12 protein-coding genes and 1 pseudogene are annotated in these 10,388 nt (G+C 66.7%); 7 read left to right on the top strand and 6 right to left on the bottom strand.

Going from position 1 to position 10,388, the window contains the following annotated elements; all coding sequences use genetic code 11:
• The first annotated feature begins 73 nt into the window (after positions 1–73).
• The 7 genes and pseudogenes from LBC97_15920 (at position 74) to LBC97_15890 (ending at position 6,956) form a co-directional block, all read left to right on the top strand.
• Positions 74–973: a hypothetical protein gene (locus LBC97_15920; protein ID MDR2567508.1), complete on the top strand. Its 900-nt coding sequence runs from the start codon at positions 74–76 to the stop codon at positions 971–973.
• Between the two features lie 398 nt (positions 974–1,371).
• Positions 1,372–1,755, top strand: coding sequence for a hypothetical protein (locus LBC97_15915; protein ID MDR2567507.1), 384 nt, complete (start codon positions 1,372–1,374; stop codon positions 1,753–1,755).
• 358 nt (positions 1,756–2,113) lie between these two features.
• A complete protein-coding gene (locus tag LBC97_15910) occupies positions 2,114–2,869 on the top strand; it encodes an isochorismatase family protein (protein MDR2567506.1) in 756 nt (251 codons plus the stop codon).
• 35 nt (positions 2,870–2,904) lie between these two features.
• Positions 2,905–3,786: an ABC transporter ATP-binding protein gene (locus tag LBC97_15905; protein MDR2567505.1), complete on the top strand. Its 882-nt coding sequence runs from the start codon at positions 2,905–2,907 to the stop codon at positions 3,784–3,786.
• Complete coding sequence (locus tag LBC97_15900) at positions 3,783–4,652, top strand: ABC transporter permease (GenBank protein ID MDR2567504.1); 870 nt, start codon at positions 3,783–3,785, stop codon at positions 4,650–4,652. Before LBC97_15905 ends, LBC97_15900 begins: the two co-directional genes overlap by 4 nt.
• A gap of 23 nt (positions 4,653–4,675) precedes the next feature.
• Complete coding sequence (locus LBC97_15895; GenBank protein ID MDR2567503.1) at positions 4,676–5,758, top strand: ABC transporter substrate-binding protein; 1,083 nt, start codon at positions 4,676–4,678, stop codon at positions 5,756–5,758.
• Positions 5,724–6,956, top strand: a pseudogene (locus tag LBC97_15890) (MFS transporter). The gene LBC97_15895 and the pseudogene LBC97_15890 overlap by 35 nt, the downstream one beginning before the upstream one ends.
• Positions 6,957–7,013: 57 nt before the next feature.
• Here the strand turns inward: LBC97_15890 and LBC97_15885 are convergent.
• The 6 genes from LBC97_15885 to LBC97_15860 form a co-directional block, all read right to left on the bottom strand.
• Entirely contained in the window at positions 7,014–7,766 is a 753-nt protein-coding gene (locus tag LBC97_15885) for a GntR family transcriptional regulator (GenBank protein ID MDR2567502.1), read from the bottom strand.
• Between the two features lie 208 nt (positions 7,767–7,974).
• On the bottom strand, positions 7,975–8,475 hold the full coding sequence (locus LBC97_15880; protein ID MDR2567501.1) for a GNAT family N-acetyltransferase: 501 nt from the start codon (positions 8,473–8,475) through the stop codon (positions 7,975–7,977).
• Positions 8,472–8,762 (bottom strand): DUF1778 domain-containing protein, encoded by a 291-nt coding sequence (locus LBC97_15875; protein MDR2567500.1) that lies wholly within the window; start codon positions 8,760–8,762, stop codon positions 8,472–8,474. Before LBC97_15875 ends, LBC97_15880 begins: the two co-directional genes overlap by 4 nt.
• Before the next feature lie 244 nt (positions 8,763–9,006).
• On the bottom strand, positions 9,007–9,711 hold the full coding sequence (locus tag LBC97_15870) for a hypothetical protein (protein MDR2567499.1): 705 nt from the start codon (positions 9,709–9,711) through the stop codon (positions 9,007–9,009).
• Entirely contained in the window at positions 9,708–9,890 is a 183-nt protein-coding gene (locus tag LBC97_15865) for a hypothetical protein (GenBank protein ID MDR2567498.1), read from the bottom strand. Before LBC97_15865 ends, LBC97_15870 begins: the two co-directional genes overlap by 4 nt.
• Before the next feature lie 81 nt (positions 9,891–9,971).
• Positions 9,972–10,388: type II toxin-antitoxin system VapC family toxin (locus LBC97_15860; GenBank protein ID MDR2567497.1), on the bottom strand; the 417-nt coding region annotated here is incomplete at its 5' end.

Below are 10,388 nucleotides of genomic sequence, written 5' to 3'. Positions count from 1 at the left end.
CAATTCTCTCGACCACCCGACCAGTGATCTAGTAGAGTCATCGATTCAGGCCCTCGGTGGAACGCCTGTGAGAATGAATACCGACGATCTGTGCAACGGCAAACAGCGGTTGACAATAGAACTGTCGCACGACGGGCCGAGCATTTGGCTAGTCGAAAACGGCTGCACCAATGATCTTATGAGCATGGTTTCCGTGTGGTATCGACGACCGTTCGTTTTCGACTTTCGCATAACCGACAAGATTCAGCGGGCGGCGGCCGAAAGTGATCTGCGGCACGTTCTTGAGTCAACCTGGCTCTTGCTGGGCAGAAAGCATTGGGTTGACCGGCCGGAGGCGATCGCAAGCGCGCGGCACAAGTTGCTGCAACAGGTTGTCGCCGCCTCCTGCGGTCTAACGGTCCCCAAGACGCTCGTCACAAACTCGAGTGACAAGGCAAAGGAATTCTGTTCTGGCCCAACCGTGTACAAACCGATAGAATCGTATTACTACGATTATGGGGAGGTGTGGCGCGAGACGTTAACGACCCTGGTCGACTCGGAACTCCTCTCTCGCATTGAGTTGGTCGACCGGTCTCCGTGCCAGTTTCAACGATTTGTGCGCAAAGTGGCGGAATGCCGAGTGATATGGGTAGGCGGCAGGTACTTCGCTATACGCCTAACGGGTGAAGGCCTCGAAGACGCAGTCGACTGTCGTCACCGATCGGTGCAAGGTACGCTAAAGTCCGCAAGGGTGCTACTCGACACCGATACTGTTGCCAAGCTGAAGGCGACTATGTCGGCGCTAGGATTGGTCTATGGCGCCATAGATCTTGTCGAAAGCAGCGCCGGTGACACCGTATTTCTCGAGGTCAACCCCGTGGGGCAGTGGTTCTCGCGCGATGACCAGCTGAACTCAGAAATTGCTACTGCAATTGCGGCGACTCTGTTGAAGGGAGGTGAATATGATGGCGACAGCGGTATTGGAACCTGTTGAGACTTTTGGCGCGCTCTGTGGGGAAGTGCGCGAGATGAGTGATCCGATTGTGGACATGGGAAACACTCCGACGATGTGCGCAAACCCTGGTAAGCAGGGGGGCGTCCGTGTAGATGATCATAAATAGACCCAGCGCAGTCCCCCACCCGACCGGTTCCTGGCAGGCAGGAATTGGCGGGTGGGGGCTTGCTTTATGCTGGGGCTAGTGAGGTTTTCGAACCTCCTCCCCAGCCCCTCGGGTGCCCCGTGGTGGCTGACGACGGGATCAGGCATAACGGGACTGCGGCGAGTTTGGGGGGTGTATCCGGCCCGTGAGAACTTGTCCTCGTTGATCCGGCGGGCGAAGGCCGGCGAGGAGATCATCATCGAGTCGCTTCGTGTTCCCCAAGGTTCGATTGGTGCCGGTGAAGGCGGAGGGGCGCGGGCACGGCCGCGCAGTGTTGGCGGCGGCGAATCCTAACTGTGCGCGACAGCGGATCCGTGCGGAAAACGAGGCGGCGGTCAACGCCGAACGCGAGGCCTTGAAGCTGATCTACCTCGAGTCCTGCCTGGTCGTCCACCCGGTTGAGGCGGACCCGCAGTGGGGCGGCCAAGTGGAGCGCTTGATCGAAGAGCACGGCGGCTCGACCTTTGCGACCAGCCCGTTCGTCCGCCTTGAGTGTTTTGGCGACCCGCTCTCCCAAGAGGATTTTGAGCGCGCGGCAGCGTCCGTGTCCGACGCAATGGTCGGCCTTCCGTTCACGGACGACGTGGCAGAGGTGCTGTCGGACCTGACCGCGTAAACCGGCGGCGATGGCGGCTGTTCGGCGGGAACTCTGGCGATCTGCCGCCAACCTGGGCGGACGGCATCGGCGGTGGGGTTGGCGCGGTCCGGACGCGCCGGGACGTTGTCTGCGGCCGGGAGCGCCGGACTAACGCCCGAATTGGTGGCGTTTCCATTGGCCCGGAGGCGTGTTTGGGCTGGTCGCGCGGGGGACGCCCGCTCGCTGAGGTGGCTTAACTGGGCGGCAACTGGGCCGAAAAGCCCCAGAAAGGACCGGTCCGTAGGTTTTCACGTGCGGATCGAAGGCGCGTTCGGCGCCGCTGCGCCACACGCCAGGGGATCCGAAATCCGAACGAACGGCAAGAGGAGAACCTCGCATGGCAATTTGGGACAAGTTCCTATCAGACCAGGACAAGACCACCTTTCCGGCCAGCGGCTACGGCGCATACCTGGGCCCCGGGGCCCGGCCCGCGCTGCTGGTGATCGACGTGAGCTATGCGTTCACCGGAGACAAAAGCGAACCGTTGCTTGACTCCATAGCGAAATGGCACAACAGCTGCGGGCCCACCGCTTGGGAGGCCATTCCGCACATCAAAAGGCTGCTGGACGGTGCCCGCGCCCGGAACCTGCCGATCTTCTACTCGACCGGCTACGAGCCCCGCCCGGACGGGTTCGGCCGGGGGCTGTGGCGCAACACCCGCGGAGCGGAGGCCGCGCCGCCGGCGGGATTCGGCGCGCAGGAGATAGTGCGGGAGATCGCGCCGGAGCCACGCGACGTGGTCATCAAGAAACGGGCCCCCAGCGTGTTCCACGGCACCTCGCTGATCTCGGACCTGAACTCCGCGCGCTGCGACACGTTGGTCGTCTGCGGCACCACCACCTCGGGTTGCGTGCGCGCCACGGTGGTGGACGCGTTCTCCTACAACCTCCGGGTGCTCCTGGCGGAGGAGGGCTGCTTCGACCGCGGCGAGGCCTCCCACGCCATGGCGTTGTTCGACATGAACGCGAAGTACGCGGACGTGGTGCCGACCGACCATGTGCTGACGTACTTCGACGGCCTCCCGGACAACCTTTACGACGGCATCGTCGCCCCCGCTAACGCCTCCGCCGGCAGCGTCCTCGCCGCCGTCTGAAACAACCCGCACGCCAAGCGAAAGGAGCCGCCGCCATGGCCAGTTCCCTCACCCGCGAAGCCCCAGCACGGGCTGAGCTTTCCGCCGATGCCGTCCGCCCGCCCGCCGTCAACCCGCCCGGTTCGACCCTCAAGGTGTGTGGGGTCGCCAAGTCTTTCGCCGCCCCGGGAAAGCGCGGCCGGTCGGCGGAGAAGGCCGAGAAGGTCCCGGCTTTGCTGCCCGTGGACCTGGTGGCCCGGCCCGGCGAGTTCGTGTCGATTGTCGGCCCGTCCGGCTGCGGGAAATCGACTCTGTTCTCAATCATCGCCGGGCTGGAGACCCCCACGGAGGGTTTTGTCGAAATCGACGGCCGGGACCGCACCGGGCAAACCGGGCTGGTGGGCTACATGCTGCAAAAGGACATGCTGATGCCCTGGCGCACCGTGCTGGGGAACGTGATCATAGGCCTGGAGGTGCGCGGCTTCAGCCGCCGGCAGGCGATGGCGGCCGCGCGGCCGCTCTTGGAGCACTACGGCCTAGGCGGCTACGGCAAAGCGAAACCCGCCCAGCTTTCCGGCGGCATGCGCGGGCGGGCGGCGCTGCTGCGCACGCTGTTGTTCAACCGGCAGATCATGCTTTTGGACGAGCCGTTTGGGGCGCTCGACGCCCAAACGCGCCTGCAGATGCAGCTATGGCTGCTTGACGTGCACGCGTCGTTTCACAAGACCACCATTTTGGTGACCCACGACGTGGAGGAGGCGGTGCTCTGCTCCGACCGGATCTACGTGATGAGCGGCCGGCCCGGATTCGTCGCGGACGAGGTAACGGTTGACCTGCCCCGCCCCCGGAAGGTCGACTGCCTGGCCGACCCGGCGTTCATCTCCGCCAAAGAGCGGGTCCGGGCAACCTTGATGGCCACGCCGGAGGCGGCGTCATGACCGCAGTCGAGGCGCCTACCCAGTTACTGCTCGAACTGGAGGCGGCGGGTCCCAAGAGCGCGCCCCGCGCCAAGGTCCGGACCTATGTGCCGGACAACCGCCCGATTCGCCCCTGGGTGGTCGCTTTCTGGCGCGCCTGCGTGGTCGTGGCCATTGTGGGAGGTTGGGAGGTGGGTGCCCGGCTTGGCGCCGTCAACACGTTCTACTGGAGTTCGCCCAGCCGGATCCTCGCCAAAGCGGCCCAGCAGTTCGCCTCCGGAACGCTTTGGGGCGACATCGCCTTCACGCTGACCAGCGCCGCGTCGGGGTTCCTCCTCGGAACGGTGGCGGGCACCTGCCTGGGCTTGTCGTTTTGGTGGTCAAGGCTCTACGCCAAGACCGCTGAGCCGTTCATCGTCATGTTCGAGGCGATTCCCAAACTCGCCCTCGCCCCCATTGTGGTCTTGGTGCTCGGGATCGGCATGTCGTCGAAGATCGCCATGGCCACGGCCATGGTCATGGCGGTCCAGGCGCTGGGAGCCGCCGCCGGTGTCCGCCAGGTCGACCGGGACCTGGTGCGCATGCTGGCCTCGCTGGGCGCGCGCCGAGGCAAGATTTTCCGCTCCGTCGTGGTCCCGTCCACGCTGCCTTGGCTCATCTCCGGGCTGCGCGTCACGATCGGCCTTGCGCTGGCGGGCGCCATTGTCGGCGAGTTCATCGGCTCCCAACGGGGCTTGGGCCGACTGATTGTCTACGCGGGCAGCGTCTACGACATCGCCCTCATCTGGGTCGGGGTGTTCGTTCTGGCGTTGCTGTCCGTCGCCCTGTATCTGATTGTCGGCTTCGCCGAACGCCGCCTCGCCTCAACCATCCTCGCTTCCAATTAACTCCAACGAAAGGCCACCGCATCATGAGACGCACCATGCCGTTCCTCGGCGTCGCGCTGTTCGCCGCCGCCGCAGTCAGCCTGGCCGGCTGCGCGCCTGACTCTCCGGCCGGCGGCGGGTCCGCAAATGGGTCCGCCAACGCGTCAAACACCGGGGGCGGTGACCTGACGTCGCTCGTCGTGTCGGAACCCGCCCACAACTTGGGCTACCTGCCCCTGTACATCGCCATCCATGAGGGCATCTTCGCTGAAAAGGGCCTGGACGTGTCGGTCACCACTCAGAACACCGGCGGCGGGGCGCACGTCAACGCGGTGCTGGCCGGACAGGCTTGGGGATTCATTGGCGGCCCGGAGCACAACGGCTTCGTCAAGGCGCAGGATTCCAGCGGCGACACCGAGATCAAAGCCATCGCCAACGTGGTCAACCGCGGCAACGTGTATTTGGTGGCCCGCGCCGGCCTGGACCAGGGTCCCATCGAATCCATTGAGGACGCCGCCAATGTCCTCAAAGGCAAGAGCGTTGTGACAGGCGCGTACGGCGGCACACCCAATTCGATCCTTCGTTACATCTTGGAGGTCGGCGGCCTTTCCACGGAAGACGTCAAACTCACCGAGTCGGCGGACGCGGCTGCGCCAATCGCCATCGTCCAGCAGAATCAGGCCGATTTCGCGCTGATCGCCGACCCGATTGTGGCGCAGGGCGTGGCGGAAGGCGTGTGGGACGAACCGATCATGTCTGTCCCGACCATTCTGGGCGACTACGCCTATTCCACGATCAACGTGCCCACGGCGACCTATTCGGCAGACCCGGAGACCGCCCAGGCGTTTGTCGCGGGAATCGCCGAAGCCCTGGAAATCATCCACGGCGACCGCGCCAAGGCGGAGGGCATAGCCCAAAAGGAGTTCTCAAACCTCGACCCGGCGCTCATCTCCGCCATCTTGGACCGCGCCTTGGCGGACGACCTGTGGCCGGCCACGCCGGAGATCTCATTTGAAGCCACGGAACTGGCCCTGAAAGTCGCCCGCGGCGCGGGCGCGCTGCAAGACGAATCCGATCCGGCCGAGTTCGAAGATGTCGTTGACCTGCAATTTGTCGAAGCGCTCTAGCCGGGAAACTAGGTCCGCGCGGCGTTCGGCCCGCAGGCAGCCCCTGGCGGCGCGCACCGGCTCAGTCGGCGGTGCGCCGCCTGGCGGACGCCTGGTAACCGAAGGCCGCCTGGTGGTCAGCGGACTGGTGGCGGCCACCCAGATGTGCTGGGGCAGCGTCATACCGGCGCTGCCCACGTACTCCGCGCAGTTGGGCGCTGGGGCGGTGGTGCTGGGCTCGATCATCTCAGCGTTCGGAGTGGGCCGGCTGCTGGCGAACGTTCCTGCCGGGATCCTGGCTCAGCGGCTGCCTCGCCTCCCGTTCGTAGTGTGCGCGGTGGTGGGCGTGGCCGGTTGCACCGTCGTCACGGGTTTCATGACCTCGCTTCCGGCTGTCCTGGCGCTGCGGGCTGTCGCCGGAGTCTTCTCCGGAGCGGCGATCACCGCTGGCCAGTCGTTGTTGATGGGCGGCGCGGCGCCGCGCACCCGTGGGCGCGTCGGATCGCTGCTCCAGGCGTGCCAGCTTGCCGGTGCCGCGCTCGGGCCGGCCATAGGCGGGGTGGCGTTGTCGCTGGCGAACGCCCCGGCCGCGTTCGTGGCGGCTTCCGCCGGCGCGGTCGGGTTCGTGTCGTGGTGCCTCATCCGGTGGCGGGCGGTGAGCCGGTCGCTGCGCCTGACCGAAGAAGGCGGCGCGGCTGCGGACCGCTCCCAGGAGAGCCCGCCTCGCCGAACCCGTCCGGTCTCAGGGGGAGCGGCTGTCGCGGCCCTCAGCGTTGTCGGGTTTGTGGTCTTCGCCGCCCGGTTCGGCGGCCAGCAGTCGTTGGTGCCGCTGCTGGGACAGTCTTCCGCGCACGTCCCGCCCTGGCTACTCGGGTTCGGCATGGCCGGGGTGACCGTTGTCAGCTTGGCGCTGCTGCCGGTTCTGGGCTTGGTGGCTGATCGCTGGGACAAACGTTGGCTGGTGGCCGGAACGCTGGCGCTCGCCGGGTTGGGCGCCCCGCTCTATCAGTTGGCCCGGAGCCCCGGCGCCTTCATCGCCGTCATGGTGGCGGTGGGCGTTCTCAGCTCGTTGGCCAGCGGTCTGCCGTTGGCCAGCTTGGCCGATGCCGTCTCGCCCGCCCGCCTCGGATTGGCCACCGGGGTGTACCGCACTTTTGGCGATCTTGGGACAATCCTGGGCCCGCTCGCGCTGACTTGGGCTTTGGAAAGGTTCAGCGGCCAGGTGGCGACCTGCTTGCTCGGCGGTCTGCTGCTCCTGGGCGCGGGGGCCGCTTGCCTATCCGGCTCTGGCCGAAGGCTCCGCGCGGCTGAACCGGTTGAGGAGGGCCACCTGGTTGGGTCGGTAGTAGCCGGTGCTGACCTCGAGCGGGCGGCCGTCGGCCAGTGCCACGCGCCGCGACTGGACCAGCACCGGGTCGCCGGGGGCGATCTCCAGGACCTCGGCGACGCCTTGGTCGGCGGGGGCCGCGCTGGTCCGCACAACGCCCTCCCCCAAGCGCGCGCCTGACCGCTCAATGTATTCGTAAAACCCGATGTCCACCCATTGCCCGCGCTCTCCCGGCGGCTCCAACCCCAGGTCGCCCCTGATGCGGGTGGACCAGAAGATCAGCGGCGTGTCGGAGCACGTCAGCCTCTCGTAGACAATGATCGGGGCGCCTACCGGGAGGCCCAGGGCGGCGGCGTAGCCGCCGGGCGCCTCCTCGATCCGCCAGTCGATCAGCCGGTGGCGGATAGGCCGGCCGCGGCGGGCCCGCTCGTCGTCTTCATGCAGCGCCCGCAGGGAGTCTGCGGCGTGGAGGATGATGCGGCTCTTGGGTTGCGTGCCAATCCCTTGGCGGCGTTCCAGGATCCCCTCCAAGACCAGCGCGTTCAAGGCCTCGCGGACCACGTTCCGGCCCACCGCGAAGTCTTTCGCCAGGTCGTCTTCCGAAGGGAGGATCGAATCACCCCAGGCGCCATCCAGAACTTCCAACCGAATCGCGTCGCGGACGGCGCGGGCTCGGTGGTGGCGGCGGTTCAGACGGACCATGGGGGGCGGGGCCTCCTTGTATAGCGCGGCTCCCGGAATAGGGACGAGCTTGCCGGTCAGACTATGGATGTGGGGTTGTCGGCACGTTTCCCGCCGGTGACGGCCAAGTCAACGGCCAGATCAGCCAGGCCTGCCAAACGGGGCAGAGTCGAATGAGAGGCCGTGCCGGCGTCTTGGGGCTGCCGTGCCGCTCGTGTGTCGGGCGTGGTCAGTTGTGGTCAAGGGCTGCGGCCGCGTCTTTCAAGGCGATGGCCAACAGTAAGGGTTCCCGCGGCGCCGGTGTGAAGCCGATGTGCTCCCAGAACTCCGCCGCTTTGGGCGAGAGCGCGTTGACGACCAGGCAGCGGACACCCACCGCCGTTGACGCCGCGAGGGCGCGAAGCACGGCATCCCGCACCAAGGAACGCGCCAAGCCCCCGCCTTGCCAGCCGGAGTCCACGGCGAGGCGCGCCAGCAGCACCGCGGGAATCGGGTCGGGCATGTTGCGCCGAATGCGACCGGAGACATCGCGGGCGGCAACGCAGGCGGCCGCCAACGAGTAGTACGCCACGACGGTTTGCCCATCGGCGACCACGAAAGTGCGTGAAGCGCCTGACCGTTCATTGGCCAGCGCCCGCCGCCGGAGCCAAGCGTCGAGCGTGTCGACCCCGGAGCGGAATCCGCTCGTGTCGTGGGCGGCGGCGATTGGCTCCGGGGGCCTCAGGCTCACGCCCCTTCCCACGGCGCCTTGGCCCGCAGGGTCTCCTCAAGGCGCGCATTCGGCTCGGGGGCTCGGTCAAGCTGCTCCGAAAAGGCCAGGAACGCGTCCGGAGCCAGTTCAAGGTAAACCTGGTCGAGGAGCGTCTCAATTGCCCGGTCTCTCGCGGCGCCCAAGACGAAATCGGTGCGGGTCAGGCCGGCCGCCCCGGCGGCCCGGTCGATCAGCGCTCGGTCTTCGGGGCGCCACCGGAGGTTCAGCGCCTCTCGCGTGGCGGGCCTGCGGTCAGATTCGGACACGGCAGAACTCTACAGCAGCGTAACGCCATTGTCATTACGCATGCAGTGCCAAAAGCCAGCGCTGAACGCGTCGCAATTGGCGGCGGCGGTGAGTGGCTCAGCAGCATTGAGGGGGCTTTGGCGGGCCACGTCATCTGGCGCCCGGTGCCGTCAGGCTTGGCGGCGCCAGGCTGACGTCACGCTGCCGGGCCGCTTCGCGCCGCGCCCAGGGCCGGGGCTCTGTCGGTTCGGGTTCGGATTCGGCCTACGAGTCCGTGGGCTGGCAGACCGCGACGTCAGTTGCGGGCTCGCCCCAGATGACTTGGCCGTCCACGCTGCCACCCGTTTGATCCTCGAACCGCACCCTGACTTTGCCCGGGGGCGGAGCCTCAACAAACAGGATTCCCGCAGGGAAAGAATCCACCGCCACGGTGGTAGCCGGTCCAAGGTCGATCATCCGGACGGCAATGGTCCACTCGTCATGTGACGCGTACACACCCTGCACTTCGGCACTTGCGGTGGGCATCTCCAGGCCGACCTCAAACCACACGGCCGTCACGCCGCCGGGAATGTCGGGCGCGTCCCCGTCGATGATGTGCTCGCGGGGTTGAATGCCGCCGGCGGCGCCCGGCTCTCCCCAACAGGCCGCAAGCATGCCATCGTCCTTTAACACCAACGTCTCAAGCGCGTCGGGGTCGCCGTAGGGCGCGCCCGTCGACATCGTCTTGACCACCGTGAACTCAAGCGACTCGCCTTCCACTGGAGGGTACGGCCGGTCCTGCGTGCAGCCGCCGAGCCAACCGATTGACAAAACCAGCGCCGCCAGGCACGCCATCGAGCGCGCAATGAGGCCGTGGACGGCGAGGCGGCGGAGGTCGTATGGGGCTTGGCCGGCGGTGGCCGGTCGGGCTTGGAGTTCGGCGGCGGCCCGCAAGTCGTCGGCGGTCCGATTCAGATCGTCTGGTCTCATTGCAGTCCCAATTCCCGAAGAACCCATTGGCGGGCTTCCATTCCGCAGACGATCACCACCAAGCCGTGGCAGAGCCGGGTCGACACGCAGGCCCAGAGCAGTCGCACCTTGACGATGACGGTCCCACATAGATAATCATGGCGGCTGACGCGCAAGCAGCGGGCCATCCTGTCCAGCACCAGGACCCGGTTTCGGCTGCGGATCGCGCCACAGCCGGGGTCGATCGGCGGTGGCCCCAGGCCGCGCCGTCGACGGGTTGGTCAGTCTGCGAGTTCCATGCCAAAACCCAGCGCCGCGGCTTTCTCGTCCAAGGTGAGGGTGCAGCCCCCGCGTCGCGAGGCCTGCCGGGCGATCAGCAAGTCGGCCAAGTCCGCCCCCTGATTCGTGAGTTCGAGGGCCCAGGCCAGGTCCTGGGGCTTCTCAAACTCCAGGTTGTCGGAGGCCAACAGCTCAGCCATGAGCTTGCTCACCTCGGCGGCGGGCTGCCTGTAGCGGCGGCGCAGGACCCACCAAAGCTCCACCTGGACCATCTGGGTGAGATAGCCCTTGTCGCGCGGGGTAAGGCTGTCGAACACGCGGTCCGCCACGGCTGTTTGGCGCTCGTCGTCGCGCACCACCATGCGGACGATCATGTTCGTGTCGAGCCCGATCACGCCACACCCTGGGCGGCCCCGGCC

The sequence above is a fragment of the Bifidobacteriaceae bacterium genome (assembly GCA_031281585.1).
Taxonomy (GTDB): domain Bacteria; phylum Actinomycetota; class Actinomycetes; order Actinomycetales; family WQXJ01; genus JAIRTF01.
Note: the sequence above shows the minus strand (reverse complement) of the source record. Positions and strands in the feature narration are given on the sequence as shown.

Coding starts and splice junctions, on each gene's coding strand:
- LBC97_15905 (MDR2567505.1), top strand. CDS start 2,905: ATGGCCAGTTCCCTCACCCGCGAAGCCCCAGCACGGGCTGAGCTTTCC.
- LBC97_15900 (MDR2567504.1), top strand. CDS start 3,783: ATGACCGCAGTCGAGGCGCCTACCCAGTTACTGCTCGAACTGGAGGCG.
- LBC97_15910 (MDR2567506.1), top strand. CDS start 2,114: ATGGCAATTTGGGACAAGTTCCTATCAGACCAGGACAAGACCACCTTT.
- LBC97_15870 (MDR2567499.1), bottom strand. CDS start 9,711: ATGAGACCAGACGATCTGAATCGGACCGCCGACGACTTGCGGGCCGCC.
- LBC97_15920 (MDR2567508.1), top strand. CDS start 74: ATGAATACCGACGATCTGTGCAACGGCAAACAGCGGTTGACAATAGAA.
- LBC97_15895 (MDR2567503.1), top strand. CDS start 4,676: ATGAGACGCACCATGCCGTTCCTCGGCGTCGCGCTGTTCGCCGCCGCC.
- LBC97_15885 (MDR2567502.1), bottom strand. CDS start 7,766: ATGGTCCGTCTGAACCGCCGCCACCACCGAGCCCGCGCCGTCCGCGAC.